Source organism: Glutamicibacter bergerei (genome assembly GCF_054495185.1).
Genome location: NZ_CM137131.1, coordinates 543,329 through 567,080 on the forward strand (window position 1 = coordinate 543,329; position 23,752 = coordinate 567,080).

11 protein-coding genes, 5 tRNA genes and 4 rRNA genes are annotated in these 23,752 nt (G+C 53.5%); 15 read left to right on the plus strand and 5 right to left on the minus strand.

Annotated elements, in window-relative coordinates; translation table 11 throughout:
• The first annotated feature begins 58 nt into the window (after nucleotides 1-58).
• The 9 genes from ACX5K5_RS02565 (at nucleotide 59) to rrf (ACX5K5_RS02605) (ending at nucleotide 12,574) form a co-directional block, all read left to right on the plus strand.
• On the plus strand, nucleotides 59-1,438 hold the full coding sequence (locus tag ACX5K5_RS02565; protein WP_459174993.1) for an FAD-binding oxidoreductase: 1,380 nt from the start codon (nucleotides 59-61) through the stop codon (nucleotides 1,436-1,438).
• A gap of 97 nt (nucleotides 1,439-1,535) precedes the next feature.
• Nucleotides 1,536-1,612 (plus strand) — tRNA-Pro (locus tag ACX5K5_RS02570).
• Between the two features lie 1,043 nt (nucleotides 1,613-2,655).
• Nucleotides 2,656-2,727: transfer RNA gene (locus tag ACX5K5_RS02575), tRNA-Gln, on the plus strand.
• Between the two features lie 48 nt (nucleotides 2,728-2,775).
• Nucleotides 2,776-2,848: transfer RNA gene (locus tag ACX5K5_RS02580), tRNA-Glu, on the plus strand.
• A gap of 605 nt (nucleotides 2,849-3,453) precedes the next feature.
• A protein-coding gene (locus ACX5K5_RS02585; RefSeq protein ID WP_459174994.1) for an IS3 family transposase occupies nucleotides 3,454-4,742 on the plus strand; the annotation gives its coding sequence in 2 pieces (ribosomal slippage) (nucleotides 3,454-3,727 and nucleotides 3,727-4,742; 1,290 coding nt in all).
• Between the two features lie 1,206 nt (nucleotides 4,743-5,948).
• Nucleotides 5,949-7,474 (plus strand): 16S ribosomal RNA (locus ACX5K5_RS02590).
• A gap of 521 nt (nucleotides 7,475-7,995) precedes the next feature.
• Nucleotides 7,996-11,129 (plus strand): 23S ribosomal RNA (locus ACX5K5_RS02595).
• Nucleotides 11,130-11,344: 215 nt separating this feature from the next.
• Nucleotides 11,345-11,461: ribosomal RNA gene (gene rrf, locus ACX5K5_RS02600) — 5S ribosomal RNA — on the plus strand.
• A 996-nt stretch (nucleotides 11,462-12,457) separates the two neighbouring features.
• Nucleotides 12,458-12,574: ribosomal RNA gene (rrf, locus tag ACX5K5_RS02605) — 5S ribosomal RNA — on the plus strand.
• Together the 16S, 23S and 5S rRNA genes form the textbook arrangement of a ribosomal RNA operon.
• A 131-nt stretch (nucleotides 12,575-12,705) precedes the next feature.
• Here rrf (ACX5K5_RS02605) and ACX5K5_RS02610 read toward each other — a convergent pair.
• From ACX5K5_RS02610 to ACX5K5_RS02620, 3 genes are all read right to left on the minus strand, one after another.
• Nucleotides 12,706-13,770 (minus strand): ABC transporter ATP-binding protein, encoded by a 1,065-nt coding sequence (locus ACX5K5_RS02610; RefSeq protein ID WP_188684112.1) that lies wholly within the window; start codon nucleotides 13,768-13,770, stop codon nucleotides 12,706-12,708.
• 65 nt (nucleotides 13,771-13,835) lie between these two features.
• Entirely contained in the window at nucleotides 13,836-14,618 is a 783-nt protein-coding gene (gene otsB / locus ACX5K5_RS02615; RefSeq protein ID WP_459174995.1) for a trehalose-phosphatase, read from the minus strand.
• Between the two features lie 29 nt (nucleotides 14,619-14,647).
• Nucleotides 14,648-16,117 carry an alpha,alpha-trehalose-phosphate synthase (UDP-forming) gene (locus tag ACX5K5_RS02620; protein WP_096256052.1) on the minus strand — a complete coding sequence of 490 codons (1,470 nt, stop codon included), beginning with the start codon at nucleotides 16,115-16,117 and terminating at the stop codon, nucleotides 14,648-14,650.
• A 399-nt stretch (nucleotides 16,118-16,516) separates the two neighbouring features.
• On the opposite strand from ACX5K5_RS02620, the gene ACX5K5_RS02625 reads away from it, so the two are divergent.
• The 5 genes from ACX5K5_RS02625 (at nucleotide 16,517) to ACX5K5_RS02645 (ending at nucleotide 21,505) form a co-directional block, all read left to right on the plus strand.
• Nucleotides 16,517-17,383 (plus strand): DsbA family protein, encoded by an 867-nt coding sequence (locus tag ACX5K5_RS02625; RefSeq protein ID WP_096256053.1) that lies wholly within the window; start codon nucleotides 16,517-16,519, stop codon nucleotides 17,381-17,383.
• Between the two features lie 161 nt (nucleotides 17,384-17,544).
• A tRNA-Thr gene (locus ACX5K5_RS02630) sits at nucleotides 17,545-17,618 on the plus strand.
• A gap of 219 nt (nucleotides 17,619-17,837) precedes the next feature.
• Complete coding sequence (locus ACX5K5_RS02635; protein ID WP_096256055.1) at nucleotides 17,838-18,770, plus strand: DUF808 domain-containing protein; 933 nt, start codon at nucleotides 17,838-17,840, stop codon at nucleotides 18,768-18,770.
• A gap of 177 nt (nucleotides 18,771-18,947) precedes the next feature.
• A complete protein-coding gene (locus tag ACX5K5_RS02640) occupies nucleotides 18,948-20,576 on the plus strand; it encodes an HsdM family class I SAM-dependent methyltransferase (protein ID WP_459174996.1) in 1,629 nt (542 codons plus the stop codon).
• A gap of 2 nt (nucleotides 20,577-20,578) precedes the next feature.
• The gene (locus tag ACX5K5_RS02645; protein WP_442346809.1) at nucleotides 20,579-21,505 is read left to right on the plus strand and encodes a hypothetical protein; all 927 of its coding nucleotides are present in this window, start codon (nucleotides 20,579-20,581) and stop codon (nucleotides 21,503-21,505) included.
• On the opposite strand, the gene ACX5K5_RS02650 is transcribed toward ACX5K5_RS02645, so the two are convergent.
• Nucleotides 21,502-22,074: a GNAT family N-acetyltransferase gene (locus ACX5K5_RS02650; protein WP_096256060.1), complete on the minus strand. Its 573-nt coding sequence runs from the start codon at nucleotides 22,072-22,074 to the stop codon at nucleotides 21,502-21,504. The genes ACX5K5_RS02645 and ACX5K5_RS02650 overlap by 4 nt on opposite strands.
• Before the next feature lie 405 nt (nucleotides 22,075-22,479).
• On the opposite strand from ACX5K5_RS02650, the gene ACX5K5_RS02655 reads away from it, so the two are divergent.
• Nucleotides 22,480-22,556 (plus strand) — tRNA-Val (locus ACX5K5_RS02655).
• A gap of 73 nt (nucleotides 22,557-22,629) precedes the next feature.
• Here the strand turns inward: ACX5K5_RS02655 and ACX5K5_RS02660 are convergent.
• Nucleotides 22,630-23,685: an LLM class flavin-dependent oxidoreductase gene (locus tag ACX5K5_RS02660; RefSeq protein ID WP_188684118.1), complete on the minus strand. Its 1,056-nt coding sequence runs from the start codon at nucleotides 23,683-23,685 to the stop codon at nucleotides 22,630-22,632.
• Nucleotides 23,686-23,752: the final 67 nt, after the last annotated feature.

Genomic DNA, 23,752 nt, shown 5'->3' on the forward strand with positions numbered 1-23,752 from the left:
CCATTACATGAAACTTTGTTCCTAGCTAACCATCGCATCACATGACGAGGTCGTTTCAATGTCGGATTCTCAGCTCGAATTTCTTAAGCAGCTGCGCGAAGCGCTCCCAATGGCGGCGAAAATCGAAGATCGCAGAGAAGCGCTGTTGGAGAACTCAAGGGATTTTGGACAGCTTGTCGGTGAGCCAGTCTTGCCGTTGGCTGTCGTGTACCCACAAACGGTGGCTGACGTTCAAAACATTATGCGACTGTCTTATGAACATGGCATGCCAGTGATATCGCGTGGCGCTGGCACTGGAGTCTCCGGCGCTGCTCATGTAACTGGCCTATGTATTGTAATGAACCTAATGCAGCTGAATCGAATAATTGAGATCCGGCCTGAAGACGAAGTTGCCGTTGTAGAGCCAGGGGTCATCAACTATGACCTCAACGAGGCTGTGGCGGAATTTGGGTTGATGTATGCGCCCGATCCCGCCAGCTACAAGATGTCCACCGTTGGCGGGAACATTGCCACCAATGCCGGCGGACTCCGCTGTGCGAAGTACGGCGTGACTCGTGAGTCGGTCCTCGGCCTTGACATTGTTCTCGCCGATGGCAGGTTGATTCGTGTCGGGAAGAATACGTTCAAAGGCGTTGCAGGATATGATCTGACTTCCTTATTTACTGGATCCGAGGGGACCCTAGGAGTCGTAGTTCGGGCGGTGCTCCGTCTGCGCTATCAGCCCGTTGATGAACGAGATGTATCGATAGTCTTCCCTAGTCTTGAAGCAGCAGTTATTGGTGTACAAAGCATCGCACGGGCTCGTGTGCAACCTGCGATCTTAGAATTGCTGGATTTGCCGACGATCAGGATTCTTGATGAGCAGTACCAAACAGACTATGCATCCCGTGGAGGTGCGATGCTCTTGGTTCGTCTGGACGGGTACGGCGCAGAAAAAGAAGAGACCGTAATCAGAGAAGCATTCTCAGACGGACCAATGACACTTAGTTCCTCAGGTGCTCCGGAAGCAACACAATTGATTGAAATGCGTCGTACCAGTCGTGGGGATACGAAGGACGACGCATATCGGATGGGCGAGGATGTTGCTGTTCCTAAGAGTCTGATGGCTAAGTACGTGCAAGAGCTCCGAAAGATTGCCACGGCTCATGACGTCGATGTACGAGTTATCGCTCACGCAGGCGATGGTAATTTACATCCGACATTTTCTGTGGAACCCGAGTCCGGTGAAAATCCTTTGATCCGATTATCGGAAGCCCTAGAAGAGTCAATTCGGGTCGCGATCGATATGGGTGGAACGATTACGGGTGAACATGGCGTTGGACTTATCAAACGTGAATGGTTGACATGGGAACAGAGCCAGGATGTCATCCAAATTCAGCATGACATAAAGTCGTTGCTTGATGAGAAGAATATTCTGAATCCTGGCAAGGCTATTTGACTGTAATGAGCGCGAAGCTTAGTTGGCCATGTAAGGCGCAATTACAGATTTCGTGGGAGCCCAAGCGCGGGTGTAGTGTTTAAACGTTAGTGAACAACGGGATATAGCGCAGCTTGGTAGCGCGCGTCGTTCGGGACGACGAGGTCGCAGGTTCAAATCCTGTTATCCCGACCAAGCTAAATACTCCCGGAAACAGTTCGTTTCCGGGAGTTGACACTTTAAACCTTGCCTCACGTTCTACATTAGAGGCTTGTGCGTAACTGGCTCAGGTGGTGTTGTATGTCGAACATCGACGATAGACCACGCAGTGCGACGTCCCGGGATAACGATCCTGCCGCTCGCTGCCTATCGATTGGTTTTGTTCTAGGCACGTGCAGATTGCCGATCAACGTAATTCTGAGCAGTGAGATGTTCAGAAATAAACGAACGACCGGGGCAAAGTTTCGAAACATCATGTAGGCACGGTTGATGCAAGTTTGACAGCCACTCATCGTTGTCAACTCGGACTATCAGCTTGCCGTTTTACACCATCCCCCTATCGGGCTGGTGAGTTGGATCGTGCGCACCCGGCTTCTCGGATCGTGATGGCACTCCAAGACGCGATCATCCAACAGGAGACCCGGCCGATATAACAAGTAATCGTCACTTCCCAGAGCAATCCTTGTGCTTGCAAAACCATGAACATCTTCGTGACTATGGGCGAGGCCAGCTGTTGCGCAGACCCTCTGGCGACAATGACCCATCAAATCAATGAATCTAGAATAAGCACCGCTGCTGAACGCCATAAAAGCGCCTCCGTGCTTGACCGTCCCAAAATCATCGTTTGTGGCTGCCAACGAACTTTGACCAGCATTGTCTTTGCGGTAGAAATTTCAAGTTGGCTCCGCGTGTAGGATGGCTCGACGTCTAGATACGGTGTGCTCCTGAAGCGTCCGTCATGGTCAGATCGCGATAGAGGAACTATGGGTAAGAGAATTTAGATCGCAGTACTAAGTTCAACTACCGTTTACGCGATCCACGGTTCAGGCCACTGAGGGATGCTGACTACCGTATTTTGGCGCTGAAAACATTCGAATCTGTAATAGAGCTGCAGATCACTCGAGGATGAGGGCTCAAAAGATGCCTTAACTGGTTTTCTTATGTATAGTTATATCTCGTGCTAAGGCATTCCATTGAAGGAGATAGCGATATCTTCCCTGAGGGATACCAAGTCACATTGGGATATGGTGTAATTGGCAACACAACGGTTTCTGGTTCCGTCATTCTAGGTTCGAGTCCTGGTATCCCAGCGCTTCACCGGAGGGATTCGGTGAGTTGAAGAGAAATCTTCAGCGTACGGCCCCATCGTATAGCGGCCTAGTACTCCGCCCTCTCACGGCGGCAACACGGGTTCGAATCCCGTTGGGGTCACATATTCAAAACGCGGAACTACGGTTCCGCGTTTTTGCTTTAACTAAGTACCTGGATCCAGTCTTGTCTCGTAACCCGTAGGCCCGCTACCTTGAGCATGGCCAAGGATCCGATCCTGCGGCCAGAATGTTGCTTAGGAGCGTACGTCCTCGCTGCCCGGTCTAGAACCCAATCCTTAACAGGACTCTAAAGGGCGTGCTCACTCATGCACTTCTTGGACAGCAACTATCCCTTTGAGTTTATTGACGGAGCTAAAAGGCCAGTAGCTTTCTGCCTGCCGGCGTCATTCTAGAACGGCCATGACCACAGGACCTATCAACTTGGACCAGAATCGTGGAGCCAAATAACAGTGATCAGTTGTCTTTCGTTAACGAGCCGCACGAGTTGCCTAGGGTGATACTGCATGACAGACATCCAAGAAGACACCGATTCTTCATCCTTGTCACTGAGCGCACTGGTGTCCAGATTAGCTAGCTACGGTCTCGAATAAGTGTGCTGACTCTTGCCTGGAAGCACTAGTCTCATCGGCCGATACATGACGGTTTCGTTCTATATGAACCGTCCCTGATTTGATGCCGCTGTCTTTCGAGAGAAAGATAGAAACCATGCCCAAGAAGTATCCTGCCGAAGTTCGTGACCGCGCCGTAGCGATGGTTGTGGACCGGCTCTCTGAATATCCTTCCGTGTATGCAGCGTGCAAGGCTCTGGCTCCGAAGCTGGATGTCGGTCCCGAATCATTGCGTCGCTGGGTGCTCCAAGCCCAGGTCGACACCGGTGAGAAGGACGGCCCAACCACTACCGAACTCGATGAGCTCAAGACGTTGCGGGCGGAGAATCGGGATTTGAAGGAAGCCAACGAAATCTTGAAAGCAGCATCGATTTTCTTCGCGAGGGAACTCGACCCTCGCCGCCGCTAATCTGCCGATTCGTTGATGAGCAGCGGGCCGAAGGTCATGCGGTCGAGTCGATCTGCGCCGTCCTGCGTGAGCAGGGCGTGCAGGTCGCCGCACGAACCTACCGGGCCTGGAAAATAAGGATTCCGGCCCTGCGAGCAGTTGAAGATGCCAAGGTCATTGACACGTTACGCAGCCTCAAAGTGTTAGACGCTAAAGGAAGACCGAAGCCAGAAATCCTTTATGGCCGGCGAAAGATGACCGCTTGGCTGCGGCGCAACGGCTTCCCCGAGGTCTCCAAACACACCGTTGACCGACTCATGCGTGACGAGGGCATGAACGGCCTGATTCGTGGACGTAAGACCCGCACCACGATCCCTGGCAAGGACGGCAAACGAGCTGGCGACCTACTGAATCGGAACTTCAGCGCCAGTGCCCCTAACCGTATTTGGGTCACAGATTTCACTTACGTGCCGGTGTATTCCGGGTTCGTCTACGTGGCCTTGGTGATCGATCTGTATTCACGGGCGATCGTCGGGTGGGAAACCTCCACGGTGAAAGACACCGCCTTCGTGGAACAGTGCTTGAAGATGGCTTTATGGCGCCGAAAACACACCAAAAGACCAGTTGACAAGGGACTTCTACATCATTCGGACGCTGGCTCGCAATATACCTCGATCCGTTACACCGACACCTTAGAAATTGAGGGGCTGGTTCCGTCGATTGGCAGTGTCGGGGATGCTTACGACAATGCGGCTGCCGAAACGGTCATGGGATTATTCAAGAATGAAGCCGTGGCCAAGGGTTCTCCCTTCCGTAGTGGTGCGTTGAAGACCGAATCAGATGTCGTTGAGGTCGTTTTCGACTGGGTCTTTTGGTACAACAATGATCGCTTGCATTCCTCGCTGGATCAACAAACTCCCGAGGAATTTGAGCGTGCCTACTATGATGAAATGACAGGCTCGTTTCCCGACGCTGCCGCACATAAGACGGCGGCATGATTTCCGGGACGGTTCAATACGGCTTATACCGGAGTCGAAAGCTCGTGAATCGGCTATCTAGAAGAATCGCTGAATGCTATGAACGAGTCAAATAATCAGCTGGCTAAGCCAGTGCCGACAAGCGCCTGTCACGCGGCGCGAGAACTTCGGCACTTCATTCTGCAATGCCGTTGCCATTGCTGTGTGCGAAACGGAGACTTCTGTAGGTTGATGACGGGGCGACTGCAAATTGTAGAAGTTACGGCTGAGCACTGGAAAGGTATGACCGCAGCAAGTTGTAGACCAGAGCAATTCCTGGTGCTTGGTCAGTGGATACGAATCGGAGATACCCCGCAAGCAGAATTAAGCGGTCTAAAGTGAAGCCGCCTACGCGACAACGCTGAATGTTTGCGTTTGCCTTCCCTCTATAGGGACTAGGGCTCTCTGGCTGTGAAATATTTGCTGGTCGCTTCGTGTCCCCATCTAGTAAGAGGCTGCCCCCAATGGAACTCAATTATGAGCAACCCATACTTCTAATAACGAGTCACGAGTATTGAAATTCTGAGCTCATGTCGCCGGGGGCATCCGCTCCGTTGTAATGCAGTTGCTGTCGAAGGCTCAGCGCAACTGGCTATGGACGTTGTGTACAGCTATTACCTAGATTCCTTATCGCAGAAATTCAATTCATTGATGCCGTAGAGGGGAGTGCGCAGCTGTCGAAAGCTCCTCAGAATACGTGTGTGCACGGTCACTGTGGAAAAGAGGCCACCGATTTGAAACATCCCCCAAAACTGTGTATAGTTTTTATCTGTCGCCGAAACAAGGCCGGAACAAAAACCGGTACAAAATTCGGGGATAATCCCCAGAAAATCAAGAGTTTTACACAGGTCACTGTGGATAAACGAAGATCAATGGGAACTGAGAATACCGTTTCAAATCACATTGAATTGATTTGACTTTCAGGAATTCAAAGTTATAGAATATGAATATAACGCTGGACGATATTACCGCTTGAATAAGGCTGGTAAAGAACCGGTAAGTGTTTGTTGTTTGAGAACTCAATAGTGTGCCAAGTTTGTTGATACCGAATTATTTTTAATTTGGTGGATATATAACATTTGCTTGGAATGATGCACCCCCGTGTGTTGTTTCAAGTGTTTTTATTCGCCAGGATTTTATCATCGATTCTTCCCTTATTTTCCAAGGGGTTTCGGTGGCTTTTTGTTTTTTATGGAGAGTTTGATCCTGGCTCAGGATGAACGCTGGCGGCGTGCTTAACACATGCAAGTCGAACGATGACCCCGTGCTTGCACGGGTGATTAGTGGCGAACGGGTGAGTAACACGTGAGTAACCTGCCCCTGACTCTGGGATAAGCCCGGGAAACTGGGTCTAATACTGGATATGACCTTTAACCGCATGGTTTTTGGTGGAAAGATTTATCGGTTGGGGATGGACTCGCGGCCTATCAGCTTGTTGGTGAGGTAATGGCTCACCAAGGCGACGACGGGTAGCCGGCCTGAGAGGGTGACCGGCCACACTGGGACTGAGACACGGCCCAGACTCCTACGGGAGGCAGCAGTGGGGAATATTGCACAATGGGCGAAAGCCTGATGCAGCGACGCCGCGTGAGGGATGACGGCCTTCGGGTTGTAAACCTCTTTCAGTAGGGAAGAAGCGAAAGTGACGGTACCTGCAGAAGAAGCGCCGGCTAACTACGTGCCAGCAGCCGCGGTAATACGTAGGGCGCAAGCGTTATCCGGATTTATTGGGCGTAAAGAGCTCGTAGGCGGTTTGTCGCGTCTGCCGTGAAAGTCCGAGGCTCAACCTCGGATCTGCGGTGGGTACGGGCAGACTAGAGTGATGTAGGGGAGACTGGAATTCCTGGTGTAGCGGTGAAATGCGCAGATATCAGGAGGAACACCGATGGCGAAGGCAGGTCTCTGGGCATCTACTGACGCTGAGGAGCGAAAGCATGGGGAGCGAACAGGATTAGATACCCTGGTAGTCCATGCCGTAAACGTTGGGCACTAGGTGTGGGGAACATTCCACGTTTTCCGCGCCGTAGCTAACGCATTAAGTGCCCCGCCTGGGGAGTACGGCCGCAAGGCTAAAACTCAAAGGAATTGACGGGGGCCCGCACAAGCGGCGGAGCATGCGGATTAATTCGATGCAACGCGAAGAACCTTACCAAGGCTTGACATGTTCCAGACCGCCTCAGAGATGGGGTTTCCCTTCGGGGCTGGTTCACAGGTGGTGCATGGTTGTCGTCAGCTCGTGTCGTGAGATGTTGGGTTAAGTCCCGCAACGAGCGCAACCCTCGTTCCATGTTGCCAGCACGTAAAGGTGGGGACTCATGGGAGACTGCCGGGGTCAACTCGGAGGAAGGTGGGGATGACGTCAAATCATCATGCCCCTTATGTCTTGGGCTTCACGCATGCTACAATGGCCGGTACAATGGGTTGCGATACTGTGAGGTGGAGCTAATCCCTAAAAGCCGGTCTCAGTTCGGATTGGGGTCTGCAACTCGACCCCATGAAGTCGGAGTCGCTAGTAATCGCAGATCAGCAACGCTGCGGTGAATACGTTCCCGGGCCTTGTACACACCGCCCGTCAAGTCACGAAAGTTGGTAACACCCGAAGCCGATGGCCTAACCACCTTGTGTGGAGGGAGTCGTCGAAGGTGGGACTGGCGATTGGGACTAAGTCGTAACAAGGTAGCCGTACCGGAAGGTGCGGCTGGATCACCTCCTTTCTAAGGAGCTAACCAATTATTGGTTGCCCGTTTCTGTCACGAGTGTTGGCAGGCGGGTTGCTCATGGGTGGAATATCAATGAACTCAATACCGGAAAAACAGATGCAGCTCATGTTGTGTTTGGTGGTATTGGCTGTGGCTGCATGGTGTTCATGCTTTCTTAGTACGCGTTTGCTTCTCCTTTGGGGGTTGTGGGTGTTGGAATGAGGGTGTGGGGGCCAGGTGGTTTGTATGGTTTGGCATGCTGTTGGGTTTTGAGGCAACAAGCCCCCTTTTGTTGAGGGGTTTGGTGTTTCAGTGTTTGTCCTGTGTCTTTGCACGGTCATCGTGATGGTTCGCTCTTTAGGGGGTGGGTTGTTGGTGGTTTGTGTGGGGGTGTGGGGTTGTTGTTTGGGAACTGTATAGTGAACGCGAGCATCTTATAAGATGACCATGTTAGAGAGCCTTTTGGGGTTTTTTGGTGTGGTTGTTTTGTGATTTTGTTGATTGTTTTATAGCTCAAACTTGAGAACTTGTTTTGTGTTGAAGTTTTTAAGGGCGCACGGTGGATGCCTTGGCATCAGGAGCCGATGAAGGACGTGGGAATCTGCGATAAGCCTGGTGGAGTCGATAACCTGACGTTGAGACCAGGATTTCCGAATGGGGAAACCCCGTACGGTGTCATGCCGTATGACCCGCAGCTGAATGTATAGGTTGCGTGGAGGGAACGCGGGGAAGTGAAACATCTCAGTACCCGCAGGAAGAGAAAACAATAGTGATTCCGTTAGTAGTGGCGAGCGAACGCGGATGGGGCTAAACCGGTTGGTGTGTGATAGCGGATAGGCGTTGCATCACCGGGGTTGTGGGGCCCACATGTGCCAACCCTATCTGGTTGGCGGGATGAGGTGCAGGCGTATAGGTGAATCGGTTGGAATGCCGGACCAGAGAGGGTGATAGTCCCGTAGGTGTAATGCGTGTCTGCCGTTCTAGTGTGGGTACCCGAGTAGCACGGGGCTCGAGAAATCTTGTGTGAATCTGCCAGGACCACCTGGTAAGCCTGAATACTACCTGATGACCGATAGTGAATCAGTACCGTGAGGGAATGGTGAAAAGTACCCCGGGAGGGGAGTGAAATAGTACCTGAAACCGTGCGCTTACAATCCGTTAGAGCATGACCCTTGTGGTTGTGTGATGGCGTGCCTTTTGAAGAATGAGCCTGCGAGTTAGTGCTGTGTCGCGAGGTTAACCCGTGTGGGGAAGCCGTAGCGAAAGCGAGTCTGAATAGGGCGTTTGAGTGGCACGGTCTAGACCCGAAGCGAAGTGATCTACCCATGGCCAGGTTGAAGCGTGTGTAAGAGCGCGTGGAGGACCGAACCCACTTCAGTTGAAAATGGAGGGGATGAGCTGTGGGTAGGGGTGAAAGGCCAATCAAACTTCGTGATAGCTGGTTCTCCCCGAAATGCATTTAGGTGCAGCGTTATGTGTTTCTTACCGGAGGTAGAGCTACTGGATAGCTAATGGGCCCTAAAAGGTTACTGACGTTAGCCAAACTCCGAATGCCGGTAAGTGAGAGCGTAGCAGTGAGACTGTGGGGGATAAGCTTCATAGTCGAGAGGGAAACAGCCCAGAACGCCAACTAAGGCCCCTAAGCGTGTGCTAAGTGGAAAAGGATGTGGAGTTGCTGTGACAACCAGGAGGTTGGCTTAGAAGCAGCCACCCTTGAAAGAGTGCGTAATAGCTCACTGGTCAAGTGATTCCGCGCCGATAATGTAGCGGGGCTCAAGCACACCGCCGAAGTTGCGTCATTCAGATATTTACCCGGTTTCGATTGGGTGTTTGGATGGGTAGGGGAGCGTCGTGTGGACGGTGAAGTCGCGGTGTAAACCAGCGGTGGAGACCACACGAGTGAGAATGCAGGCATGAGTAGCGAATGACGGGTGAGAAACCCGTCCGCCGAATGATCAAGGGTTCCAGGGTCAAGCTAATCTGCCCTGGGTGAGTCGGGACCTAAGGCGAGGCCGACAGGCGTAGTCGATGGACAACGGGTTGATATTCCCGTACCGGCGAAGAACCGCCCATACTGAGCGATTGATGCTAACCAGTGTTGAGCATGACTGTTGCGACCTTCGGGTTGTTTGTTGTGTGAGGTGTTGGGAACCGATGTTGTGAGGTCAGCGTATTAACAGGTGTGACGCAGGAAGGTAGCCGAGCCAGGCAATGGAATTGACCTGGTCCAAGGGTGTAGGGCGAGTCATAGGCAAATCCGTGACTCATATAGCCTGAGACCTGATAGGCGCCCACTTTGGTGGGTGATTTGGTGATCCTATGCTGCCTAGAAAAGCATCGGCGCGAGGTTCTAGTCGCCCGTACCCCAAACCGACACAGGTGATCAGGTAGAGAATACTAAGGCGATCGAGAGAATCATGGTTAAGGAACTCGGCAAAATGCCCCCGTAACTTCGGAAGAAGGGGGGCCTGCCCCGTGGAGAAGACTTGCTCTTCTTTTGCGGGTGTGGGCCGCAGAGACCAGGGGGAAGCGACTGTTTACTAAAAACACAGGTCCGTGCGAAGTCGCAAGACGATGTATACGGACTGACTCCTGCCCGGTGCTGGAAGGTTAAGAGGACCGGTTAGCAACTTGTTGCGAAGCTGAGAATTTAAGCCCCAGTAAACGGCGGTGGTAACTATAACCATCCTAAGGTAGCGAAATTCCTTGTCGGGTAAGTTCCGACCTGCACGAATGGAGTAACGACTTCCCCGCTGTCTCAACCATGAACTCGGCGAAATTGCAGTACGAGTAAAGATGCTCGTTACGCGCAGCAGGACGGAAAGACCCCGAGACCTTTACTATAGTTTGGTATTGGTGTTCGGTGCAGCTTGTGTAGGATAGGTGGGAGACTGTGAAGCTCGGACGCTAGTTCGGGTGGAGTCATCGTTGAAATACCACTCTGGCTGTACCGGTCACCTAACTTCGGACCATGATCTGGTTCAGGGACAGTGCCTGATGGGTAGTTTAACTGGGGCGGTTGCCTCCTAAAATGTAACGGAGGCGCCCAAAGGTTCCCTCAGCCTGGTTGGCAATCAGGTGTCGAGTGTAAGTGCACAAGGGAGCTTGACTGTGAGAGTGACAGCTCGAGCAGGGACGAAAGTCGGGACTAGTGATCCGGCGGCACCTCGTGGAAGGGCCGTCGCTCAACGGATAAAAGGTACCTCGGGGATAACAGGCTGATCTTGCCCAAGAGTCCATATCGACGGCATGGTTTGGCACCTCGATGTCGGCTCGTCGCATCCTGGGGCTGGAGTAGGTCCCAAGGGTTGGGCTGTTCGCCCATTAAAGCGGTACGCGAGCTGGGTTTAGAACGTCGTGAGACAGTTCGGTCCCTATCCGCTGCGCGCGTTGGAAATTTGAGAAGGGCTGTCCTTAGTACGAGAGGACCGGGACGGACAAACCTCTGGTGTGTCAGTTGTACTGCCAAGTGCACCGCTGATTAGCTACGTTTGGAAGGGATAACCGCTGAAAGCATCTAAGCGGGAAGCCTGCTTCGAGATGAGATTTCCATGCACCTTGAGTGTGAGAGGCCCCCAGCTAGACCACTGGGTTGATAGGCAGGATGTGGAAGCAAGGACTAAAGACTTGTGTAGCTGACCTGTACTAATAGGCCGATGACTTACAACACACTGTAAAGCAATTATTTGAGACAATTATTGTTCGCGTTCACTATACGGTTACGAGACAACAACCTTGTAACACACTGATTCCTTGTAGAAGGGGGTTGGCTGTTCATTGGATCCACTCTTGGTGGGTTTGGTGTGTGGTTGGCTTGCTTTGGCGGGGTGTTGGTACACATTTTTTGGATGAGCATTGGGATGCCTGATGTTGTTTCGAGACTGTTACGGCGGTCATAGCGTGGGGGAAACGCCCGGTCCCATACCGAACCCGGAAGCTAAGGCCCACTGCGCCGATGGTACTGCACTCGTGAGGGTGTGGGAGAGTAGGTCACCGCCGGACTTAACTTGAAGTAGTTATGTCAGTAATGATGATGGTTTGAGGCCCTGGACACTTATGGTGTTCGGGGCCTCACCTGTTTAACCACTAGCTTTGGTTGCTGGTTGCCGGCTGGGTGGGGTGTTGCCGGCTGCCGGTTGGATTGCCGGTTGCGTGGGTGGTTGTGGTGTGGGGTTCTGCCTGGAAGGGTGGGACCCTTTTTCTGTTTAAGGACACTGATCCACGAGAGCACTGATCGGTTAGGTCCACGCGCTTTTGGTTCACGGTGGCTGAGGTAAAAAGAATACGGCAGCATATTCAGAAACTTCCATGCCACATCTCAAGGTGAATGAAGGGTTGGATAGCTTCGGAAAGTGAATCGGCGAACACAATCGGCCGTATTTTTTAGAAACAGATAGTAGCTGGTCCATGAGGCCAACGAGCCTGTGGTCTTACGGCTCGGCGGCTATGTCTCGATGAATTATCGTGTCGAGATGCCCGACGACTTTCAGCTGCCAGTATCACCGCGCTGAGACGTACTCAGTTCAATTATCTAGATGTGGCAAACGGCCTGATCGGTTTGTCGGCACTGGTTGTAGATGACACGACAGCAGGCCCTGCCAGCGCGTTCTGCCGGCATGGAAACGTAGGGGCACGCAGCGTTGTGTGTTTTGCGTACTCACGAGAGCTGCCAGAAGCCCATGATCGGGTGGAACCGTCTGTTGCGCTATGCGCCTTTCAGTAGGTGCGGTTGGCTCGGCCCCTCCGCGGTTCTGGCGACCTTCGGTGAGTTGCGGTTTGTCTACACGTCCCATCAGCGCTTGCCTTTTTAGTGAATATCAACTGAAGTCAGCTGGCAATTATTGCCAGCAGCGGTGACCAAATAAGTATGGCGAAGGACACTAGTCATTGGCGCCAATCGATTGGCGCGAGCGTCATGGTTCCTGTTATAGTTATTGAGTTATCGCAACTGCGGATGACACTGTAATTTTCCCACGGTTCAACCGTGAGGGTTAGAGTTACGGCGATCATAGCGTGGGGGAAACGCCCGGTCCCATACCGAACCCGGAAGCTAAGACCCACTGCGCCGATGGTACTGCACTCGGGAGGGTGTGGGAGAGTAGGTCATCGCCGGGCATATTTTGCCGAGGGCCCCGAGATTATCTCGGGGCCCTCGATGTTTAACTTAGATCCTGCGGACGGTGACAGCAAGCCCCGATCCATTCCCCTTAGGTATTTTGGATCGGGGCTTGCTGTTTTGCCGTTGGTCAGTCTGCTAGACGCAGTCCCGACTCGGTATCAAAGAGATGCATGTGTTCAACTTTGGGCACGATGTTCAGTTTCTGTCCACGGGCCGGTGGGGTGCGGCCGTTGACTCGAACCACGATGGTCTGGTCTTTGCCAGCCAAGTGCGCCGTACCGTAAACGTATGCGTCGGCACCGAGCTCTTCAACCACATCCACTATTAGCTCTACGCCTTCCGTGGAAGAACCGAGCGTCAGGTCTTCGGGACGAATGCCCAAGGTTGTTGCGCCCTGAGCGCCCAATACTGGCAAGGACGAGTCGCCAAAGAGAACCTGTCCGTTAGCAGCTTCCAGCTCTACCAGGTTCATTGCCGGCGAACCGATAAATCCGGCAACAAAAACATTTTGCGGGCGATCGTAAAGCTCGCGTGGTGTTCCCACCTGCTGAATTTCGCCGTCTTTCAGAACCGCAACCCGATCGCCCATGGTGAGGGCTTCAACCTGATCGTGGGTGACGTACACGGTGGTGACGCCTAAGCGACGGGTCAGCGAGGCGATCTGCGTGCGGGTCTGCACACGGAGCTTGGCGTCGAGGTTAGACAGTGGCTCATCCATGAGGAATACCTGAGGGGAGCGAACGATTGCACGGCCCATGGCCACGCGCTGACGTTGGCCACCGGAGAGGGCTTTGGGCTTACGACTCAAATACTGTTCAAGATCCAGTAGCTTTGCAGCTTCAAGGACACGCTTATTGCGCTCTTCCTTGTCTATGCCTGCAATTTTGAGCGCAAAGCCCATATTTTCGGCGACGGTCATATGCGGGTAAAGCGCATAGTTTTGGAAGACCATCGCAATATCGCGATCCTTAGGCGGAACGTTGGTTACGTCCTTATCGCCAATGAGAATGCGCCCTGAGTTAACTTCCTCAAGTCCAGCAAGCATTCGCAAGGTGGTTGATTTTCCACAGCCCGAGGGGCCAACTAATACCAGGAATTCACCGTCTTCGATCTGCAAATCAATTGCATCGACGGAGGGCACAAGTGCGCCCGGGTAAATTCGGGTGGCCTTTTCAAAGGTCACAGTTGCCATGATGACAATCCTTTCACGGGCAGGTACGTGCCCGACGATCCATAGTGAAAGTGATATGGGACACTCTAGTTTCGCATGGAAAGCAGAAATTCCAAAAGTTCTGGCAACATTTCTGGAGTTTCGATACGATGTGCGGCCAGAGTTGGACCCTCGCCCACCTTAATTCCGAGATCCTCGCGGTTCAATATTCGAAAGCCATCTTCGTCGGTGACATCGTCGCCAATGAAAAGCAATGCATCTACGTCAAGGACCTCACGGAGCCACTGCAAAGCCTGTCCCTTGTTACCAGAATGAACCGAAGCCTCTAACACCGATTTGCCTGCCATGAGACGTAGTTCGTCTAGATGTGCAAGGGCTTGCTGCCCCTCGATGATAGCTGCATCGGCCACCTCGATACTGGGTGCCTGACGCACGTGAAGCACGGTCGCCGAGGGCTTATATTCTAAGCTGACCCCTTCATATCGCTGCGCTACTTCGCTGAGTTTTGCGGTCAATTCTTTGAGATTAGCGCGTTGCGATGCGGACAGATCAGGCTGCTCAGGGGAGTCGCTGGACACGGAGGGTACTCGCCGCTCCGCGCCATGGGAACCAATGAGGTTCTCGGGGCGGGGAGCTGGATAAACTTCGGTGAGTGAATCGAGGTTTCGGCCTGAGACCACGGCAGTTCGCACACCATATTGTTGTGAGAGTTCCTCAAAAACCTGAGCTGCCTGCGGGGTTGGCCTGGCATCTTCTGGCCGGTCCACTAGTGGCGAAAGTGTTCCGTCAAAATCTAGGGCGACCAAAATTCTGCGATGCCCGGCGAAGGTGGACAGCGCAGCATAGAGCTCCGGGGCAAGTTTTGGCACGATCGTTCCGTTCAAACTAGGCGTGGTATTTAGTGGGTAGGGCTGGGGCTAATCTGGTTTGCCCGTGAATTGATTTCCGCCAGCTCTGCGAGGAAGTGTGCGGACCAACCCGTGACGTCGTTATCTAACAGATGACGGTTCATTCGTCGCATACGTCGGGCTTGTTCATTTTGGTCCATCTTGACCGCTTCGATGATCTTCGCTTTCATCCCATCGATGTCATGCGGGTTCACTAGCACTGCCTGGGTCAGCTGATCCGCTGCCCCGGTATATTCCGAGAGCACCAAGACCCCTCGTCCGTCTTGATGCGCAGCCACAAATTCCTTCGCGACAAGGTTCATGCCGTCGCGTAATGCCGTGACCAGCAGTACATCAGCGGCAAGGTACAAGGCGATCATTTCGCGCAGCGGGTAGGAGTGGTGCAGATAGCGAAGGGTCGTGTGGCTCAAGGTATCGTGCTGCCCGGTGATCTGCCCGACCATTAGTTCTACCTGGTCACGCAGTTCCATATACGAGCCGACATTTTCACGGCTCGGACTGGCGACCTGAATCAGGCAGACATCTCCGGCGCGAAGCGACTGATCGTTGAGCAGCTCTCCATAGGCCTTGAGCCGGTGCCGAATACCTTTGGTGTAATCGAGTCGGTCTACGCCGAGCATGATGGTTTTTGGGTTGCCCAATTCCAAGCGGATCTGCGCTGCCCGGGCAATAATCTGTGGATCGCGTGAAAGCTTCGCAATTTCTTTCGTATCGATCGAAATTGGATGCGCTTCGGCCCTGCACAAGTTTTGAATTCCATGTGTGGCCGATGGTGTGGCTTCGTGGCCCTTTGTGGAGTAGTCGGTGAAGCGGCGTAGACAGCGCAGGAAATTCGAGGCATCGGTCTCACGCTGGAAGCCAACCAAATCGGCTCCTGCGAGTCCTTCGAGGATCTGGGTGCGCCATGGCAGCTGAGAGAACAAGCTGGCGGCCGGGAACGGAATATGTAGGAAGAATCCAATCTTCAAATCTGGCCGGGCCAAGCGGAGCATCTGTGGCACTAGCTGCAGCTGATAATCGTGGACCCACACGGTGGCGTGTTGTGCGGCCGTCCGAGCCACTGCGTCGGCAAAACGTTGGTTGATCTTCTTATACCGGTCCCACCAGGTGCGGTGGTATTCCGGTGGCACAATAACATCGTGATAGAGCGGCCAGAGGGTGGAGTTTGAAAACCCCTCGTAGTAGAGATTGAGGTCTTGTTCGCTGAGCGGAACGGGGACGAGATGAATATCGTCTTTGTCGAATTCGGCGAGTTCTTCATCGATACCGCCATGCCAGCCCACCCAAGCACCTTCGGACGCGGCCATCACGGGTTCCAACGCTGTTACTAAGCCGCCTGGTGCACGCTGAAAACCTTGAGTCCCATCGGGCAGCGTAATCCTGTCGACCGGCAGCCGGTTAGCTACCACCACAAAATCGTAGGGATTGTTCTCGCTAGCGACTGTTAGTTCATTGCCCACCGTAAACCTCCTGGCCACGTAACTACTGCGAATGGAAACACCGCAGATTTTTCGGTTATCAGCAAATGGTGGTCTTAGTGAACCAACATCGCTTTTGTCCTTGTTTTTCGGATCAAGTCTGGAATCCGGGTGAAACCGTGTTCTACCACTCAATGTACGTGACAAGGCTCCCTATTGCTCTTTTAACCCATGCTCACGACGAATAATGAACTATCGTGCGATGACTTGGTTGAAGTCTCAAATAACAAAGGAAAGGGGCTTTGCACTGTGTTGGTGAATGTTATGCGCATCCTGTGAAGGTTGGAAAAAGTGCGGGTTACGGGGTATTTGAGCCATTGCATTGGCTAAGCTTGAAGGCAGATTACAGTATTTCCGTTGAGCCAAGGAACAATCAAACTTATGTCGACAAACAACTCGCGTCCGTCCAAAGCGGAGCGCAGCGCTAGCGCTCGCGAAAAGGCTGCGCAGATGCAGGCAACTCAGGCTGCCGCTCAGAAGCGAAAATCATTGATGGTTAAGCTCGGTGTGCTGGCAGCGGTCGTGGTGGTCGTGGCGCTCGTCGTTGTGCTCATCGTGCAAAATAACAACGCGAAGATCTCCGCGACTGGTTCGGCTCCTCAGGGTGGTAACGCTGCCGGCGGCATCCTGCTGACCTCACCTACCACGGTGGCAGATACCTCCGGGATCAAGATCGACAACACCAATCTTGTTCTTAAAGATGATCGGCCTACGACCCCGGAACCTAGCGAGCTGACCGTGGGGGGCAAGGGCGAACCAGTCAACGTCACCTTGTACGTAGATGCGAACTGCGTTCACTGTGCAGAGTTTGAAAGCACTTATGGGCCACAGCTCAAGCAGTGGCTAGCCGATGGCAAGATCACCTTGGAATACCGCAACGTCGGATTCCTCGACGGTGGCTCACCATCGAACTTCTCTTCACGCGGTGCCAACGCCTTGGCATGTGTTGCTGACCAGAGCCCAGCGGCTTACTTGGACTTTGCTACCGCACTGTGGGGGCATTATGACCAGGGTGAGTTGAAGAATGCTGAGCTTTCTGACATGGCGGTTGCTGCCGGCGCCTCTGACTCGGTGAAGAGCTGCATCGATAAGGGGACTTTCCGTCCCTTCGTTGAAAAGACCACAGTGACCGCGCAGAATGAAGGCGTGGGTGGCACCCCGAGCATCTTCGTCCAGGGTAAGAGCGTTGATCTTGCCTCGAAGGACTTCGTTGAAGCAGTCGAATCGGCTATCAAAGCTAATGCCTAAACAGACGCAAAGAGCAGGCAGTAAGTAGCTAGTTCGCTAAACGACTTCCTGCGCTAACGCAAGGTAGTGTCTCATTCGTGAGGCGCTGCCTTGCTTGCGTTAACACCCTCGGCCGCTCGATTCGCAGTAGAGCCTAGTCTTCGGATATTCTTACTTAGTACGCCTCCTTAGCTCAGCTGGCCAGAGCAACGCTCTTGTAAAGCGTAGGTCATCGGTTCGAATCCGATAGGGGGCTCGAATGACCCTCGTCAACGTTTGAAATGAACGATGACGAGGGTCTTTTTCACATTACCCGTTCGACACGTGGTGCCAGTGCGCTGGGCATTCCGCAAAGGCTTGGTTTAGTCAGGTTTTTTGTCGTTCAGGGCGCTAAACTTCAGATGAGTTCTGCTGTTGTTTCCATAGCTGGAACATGGCAAGACAAAAGACAACATAACAATTCAAGGAGTTTGGCATGGCCGGTGGACTCGTAGCCCTTCTCGATGATGTCGCAGCCCTAGTAAAGGTCACCGCGGCATCATTAGATGACATCGCCTTGGGAGCTGCGAAGGCGAGCACTAAGTCCCTAGGCGTGGTCATTGACGACGCCGCAGTCACACCTCAGTATGTGAAGGGTCTATCGCCTAAACGCGAGCTTCCAATAATCTGGAAGATCGCGGTAGGTTCCATCCGGAATAAACTCCTGATCATCTTGCCGGTCGCCTTGATTCTTTCTCAGTTTGCGCCGTGGGCACTGACCCCTATTTTGATGCTCGGCGGAGCGTATCTCGTTTTTGAGGGTGCCGAGAAGCTACTCGAAGCCATGGGGGTGATCAAGCATCACAGCCCTGGTGGCAAGGACGGTGGCCGGGACGAGAAAGCAATTATTGGCTCCGCAGTCCGCACCGACCTAGTGCTCTCCGCGGAGATCATGGTCATCTCGCTCAACGAGGTGTCTCATGAACCATTCCTGAATCGAGCATTGATCTTAATTGTCATTGCCGTTCTCATGACGGTAGTCGTCTATGGCGCGGTGGGACTAATAGTTAAGATGGACGATATTGGGCTACAACTGGCTCAAAAAACTTCTACGCTTTCGCAGAAGGTAGGCCGTGGCCTAGTCAAGGGTATGCCGATCGTGATGTCGATCTTGAGCAAGGTCGGCGTTGTGGCCATGTTGTGGGTTGGTGGTCACCTGATCCTTGTGGGTATGGATGAACTTGGGTGGCATGCCCCCTATGGTTTTGTGCACCACATGGAACTTTTGGTTCACGACGCGACAGGTTCGGCAGGTGCCGTCTTGGGGTGGCTGACAAATACCGCGTTCTCCTGTGTCGCCGGATTCTTGATTGGTTGCGTGATTGCATTGGTGGTTGTGGGCATCAACAAGCTGCGCGCCAAGCACTAAGCGGTCTTTGTATCCCTGCCCGTAGAATAGAAGGTGAGAGAAACCTTCCCGCCGTGCATCTGCGAGCCAGCGAAACACGCTGGGACTGAGCCCGGTGGATGACCCCCGTTGCTGACTGGCTAAAACGTCTGCCGGCCATGGAAAGATCGATGTGTGTTGAAGAGCAAAAATAGTAGCGTGAAAGATACCGCCCGGCATGAGCGCGGCGCGTATTTCACCCCAGAACCTGTGGCCCGTTTTATGGCCCAGTGGGCGCTCGGTGAGCAGGGCCGCCGTGTGCTTGAACCCTCTTGCGGAGAAGCACAATTTTTGACCACGGCACATCAAGTAACCAACGACGGCCGTGGCGACGTTGAACTTTGGGGAGTAGAACTTCACGAAGCTTCCGTACTCGCCGCACGGGCACTCCTGGACGCGCAAGGCGCTCAGGCTAAAATTCGGCACGCAAACTTTTTTGATGTCCCTGGCACCGCAGATATGGATGCCGTCATTGGCAACCCACCCTACGTGCGTTACCAATTGCACCGCGGTGCCCAGCGACAGCTTTCACGTGAAGCCGCCCGAAGGAGCGGAGTGGAGCTTAATGAGCTAGCCTCCGTCTGGGCGGCCTTTGTAGTTCATGCTACGAGTTTTCTGAAAACTGGTGGACGGCTCGCCTTAGTTCTTCCAGCTGAACTGATGTTCGTCAACTACGCGGGACCGGTTCGAGCTATGTTGCTCGAACGATTCGCAAATGTGCACCTAGCCGTCTTTGAACAGCGGCTCTTTGCTGATGCACAAGAAGAAGTGGTGCTACTACTAGCCGAGGGATATCGCAGTGGCTCTAGTGCTTCCTTTAGCTTGCACCAATTCCGTAACGCCGATGACCTGACCCAACTGACCGAGGGTAGCAAGCACACACCAACTTCACCCAGCGACCGGTGGACCGGCTCACTGGTGACCCTTGAAGCGCAAGGGATCTTGAATCATGCCTTGTCCAGTGCAGCGTTTAGCAACCTCCAAAGCTGGGGCGAAACATCCTTGGGCGCTGTTACCGGCAATAACAAGTGGTTTACGCTCAGCCCCGCACGGGCCGAAGAGCTAGGCCTGACCGAGGCTGAACTAGTGAAGATTTCGCCACCTGGATCACGGCACCTTCGTGGTTTGGAGCTGAACGAGGACCAATGGCAACGCTTGGGTGAGCACGGCCTGTCGACCTTGATGTTCCGTCCCTTGGCTGAGGCCTCCGCCGCCGGGGAAGAACTGATTAACAGTGGCGAACTAGATCTGGTGGATCAAGCCTACAAATGCCGGATGCGCACCCCATGGTGGAGGGTCCCGTTGCTGTCAGTTCCAGACTTGTTCATGACCTATATGAATGCCGACACACCTCGCCTGACAACTAACCATGCGGGGGTGCACCACATTAACTCGATCCATGGCGTGTACCTGGGCGCAGAAGTGCGCGAGTTGGGACGTGGCTTACTGCCCTTAGCCTCGCTCAATACCTTAACGATGCTCGGTGCCGAAATGGTGGGACGCTCCTACGGTGGAGGAATTTTGAAGCTGGAACCGAGCGAAGCCGATAAGCTCCCGGTGCCCGCGGCACATCTTGTGGCCCACTACGAGCAACAGTTGCTAAGTATCAAAGAGGACGTTCGTGCTTATCTGGAGCAAGGTAAAAAGCAGGAAGCCACTGCGTTAGTTGACGAGATTGTGCTGGGTCAAATGCTGGGCTTAGATGAAGCGGCACTCAATGCACTACACGGAGCCCGCCAAGACATGTTAGAACGACGGAAGTCACGAGCGAAGGCAGTGGAGAACTAAGCGTGGGAACTGGCGCAGTCGAAAAAACCTTAGCCTTTGCAGAATATGATGCGACTTTATTATCTGCACCGAAAGATTCTCCCTGGATCCGCAACGGGGCCGTCACCCAGGAGTTTAACCCGTCCTTTGAGACCTTAGAGCGGTTATTGAGCATTCCGGTGCGTTCCAAAGCAGTGACGCGCTCAGGACGCTTCGCGCAAGGCGTGGACGCCTGGTTAGCGCATGAACTGCGCAGAGCTGGGTTTGATGCAGATGTAGTCTGGCCACGCGCCGAAGCACCACGGGTGCTTTCCTCAGACATTCTTGAACTGCTGCGGAAATTACCCGAACGGCTCTCTGAGGAGCTACATGACGCGATCTTGGCAGGTAAAGCAGGAAGTACCGACGCAAGAATCCTAGGCCGCGCCTATATGAAACAAACCGACGTGGTGATGACCCATTGGTCCACCGGGCCAGAACTGCTGTTGAGCACTAAGGCCATGACTTCCTCATTTGGAAAGAACCTCGCCAATCGATACGAAGAAGCCTATGGAGACGCGGCAAACCTCCGTGCCCGCTACCCTCTGGCGGCCGTCGGATTCTATTTCGTGCAACGCGCGACGATCCTTGATTCCGAGCCGGCAGCATTCCGACGTACCGTTGATATGATCCGGAAACTACGCGACTTCGGTGACGGCTTTGGATACAGCGCCACAGGACTCTTACTGGTGGACTGGGATGACCATGCTGAGAAGCCCGAGGTAAAAGTTGTGCACAGCCCGGTGCCGGATGATATTGGAACCGCTCAGTTCATGAATGCAATGGTCGATACAGTCCTGAAGGTCACGCCCATCGACCTGCATGAAGCAGCACGCGCTCGCCGGGCCGGCGAAGTTGCCCCGCTTCCAGGGCATGACCCAGTAGACGAGCTACAAGAAGCGCTCTTTTAGCTCATCTGTTTGACTTCACTGGGCTCATCAAAGCCCCACACTGCGGGAAGTGGAGTGGAATTTCTTTGTGCAGCCAGCATCGGCAATTCGAGATTGGATGTAGTAGCTGTCAGTTCCGTTAGAGCTGGAACACCACGGTAAATATATTTGACCTGTCCCTGATATTCAAAGCTACGTTCGCGCTCCCACACCTCTGACCGTTCGTAGGCAGCCCAAGATCCCGGATTAGCTGAGTCAATGACGGTGATGGGGGTGCTTCCGGTTCTGAGTACAAAATCCAGACGTAGCTTGGTGATCTGCTGACGGATTCCTCGACGTCGGTACTCCGGACGCACACTCATGCAACCGAGCTCGAGCGCACCCATGACGCTAGTCGGTGCAATCACCGAGTCGTGCACGATTCCTGCAGCTATGAGCAGGTGTGAATCGTAGACCGAGACAATATAACGGGCACGGTCGATTTTCTGATTCCAGCGGTCATCAATCACTGGGTACAGGCTTTCCAGTTCGGAACGAGCAGCACCAAGTGGTGTGGAAGTGGAGAGGGAATAGCGCAGGAAAGAGTGCACTGGGATCGGTCCTAAGGCTAAGACGAACGAAAGATATGGCTTTTGCTTTGTGGCGGTATGCCGGTCGGCGGATTTCGTTGGCCTTCAGGGGACCGGTACCGGTGGGTTCCGGTAGCTTCCTTGTAGGGCCCAGCTTGAGCTCGATGAGCTAGAAAAATTATGCGGTTTAGCGGGGCTGTTTAGCAAGCCAAAAAAGCGACCAAAATGTTAAATCTAGATAAACGAAATGACTCCATATTTTTGTGCTTGTCATCCGCTCTTTTTCAGTTGACTAGTGTGGCAGTGCTCGATAATTTGGGAGCGACAATGCAGTCCGGACGGTTATGGTGGTGAAATCGATTTTGTGCGTTGGGCAAAGACCGCTAAGATCGTTTAGGTGCTTGACCGGCAGGTCAGCGCGCAGAGGGATCTTTAGCTCAGTTGGTTAGAGCGTTCGCCTCACACGCGAAAGGTCGCTGGTTCGAGTCCAGTAAGATCCACCAAAGAACGAGGAAGCCACCGCATCAATGCGATGGCTTCCTCGTTCTACTTTGTGCGGGGTTCTTTTGTTCGGGTTTACTTGGCGAGCATCTCGTGTACGAGCGGTTTGACTTCCCGACCAAGAAGTTCGATGCTGTCCAGCATCGTCTCGTGTGGCAACGAACCTGCCGAATACTTGATGTCCACCCGGCTGAGGCCTAAGGTCTTGGCGACCTTGGCCATTTTGGTGGCCACGGTCTGTGGGCTACCTGCCATCATGGATCCATCTAGTCCCATGGAAGCCTCCAAGCGCATCTTGCTTGCAGGAGGCCATCCTCGTTCTGCGCCCAAACGGTTCATGGTGCGCTGGTAGTGCGGCCACAACAATTCCAAGGCTTCCTTGTCGGTCGGGGCGACAAGCCCGTGGAAGTGTGCGCCTACCCGCTGTGTTGGCTGTCCGAACTGCTTCAATGCGCGGTGATAGAGCTGTACAAGTTGTTCAAAGGCGGCCGGCTGTCCGCCAATGATCGCCATGAATAAGGGCAACCCGTGCCGGGCGGCTCGAATTACCGACTGTGGGCTACCGCCAACACCAACCCAGGTGGTGATTGGATCTTGTTCTAGCAGTGGGTAGAGCTGTTGATCTTCAAGTGCTGTGCGATGCTCACCGGCCCAGGTCACCGGTAGGCCGGTGCGGACCTTTGCTAAGAGTTCAAGTTTTTCTTCGAAGAGCGATTCGTAGTCATCAAGGTTGAGCCCGAAAAGCGGGAACGACTCGATGAAGGATCCTCGACCTGCGATGATTTCGGTACGGCCATGGGAAATGGCGTCCAAGGTTGCAAATCGTTCGTAGACGCGTACTGGGTCGTCACTCGACAGGACGGTCACCGCGGTTCCCAAACGGATTTTTTCGGTGGCTTGAGCCAGAGCGGCGAGAACAATTTCCGGAGCCGACACTGAATAGTCATCGCGGTGGTGTTCGCCTATGCCAAAGAAATCCAGTCCAACCTGCTCGGCCCGCTGACCTTCGACTATGACGTTGCGGATTACCTGTGCATGGGACAGCGATCTGCCCTGTAAGTCTTCGGTGATATCGCCGAAGGTTTCCACGCCAATCTCGGGCGTCTCTGGCGTCGGTGCGACAGAAGTCATGACTTTCCTCTTCTCCAAAAAATTCATGCAATTGCATCTAATTAGGTAACTCGCTGGAGTCAAATTT

Bases quoted from the DNA above. Each gene is read 5' to 3' on its own strand.
- ACX5K5_RS02625 (WP_096256053.1), top strand. From the start codon at position 16,517: ATGTCGACAAACAACTCGCGTCCGTCCAAAGCGGAGCGCAGCGCTAGC.
- ACX5K5_RS02610 (WP_188684112.1), bottom strand. From the start codon at position 13,770: ATGGCAACTGTGACCTTTGAAAAGGCCACCCGAATTTACCCGGGCGCA.
- ACX5K5_RS02660 (WP_188684118.1), bottom strand. From the start codon at position 23,685: ATGACTTCTGTCGCACCGACGCCAGAGACGCCCGAGATTGGCGTGGAA.
- ACX5K5_RS02565 (WP_459174993.1), top strand. From the start codon at position 59: ATGTCGGATTCTCAGCTCGAATTTCTTAAGCAGCTGCGCGAAGCGCTC.
- ACX5K5_RS02635 (WP_096256055.1), top strand. From the start codon at position 17,838: ATGGCCGGTGGACTCGTAGCCCTTCTCGATGATGTCGCAGCCCTAGTA.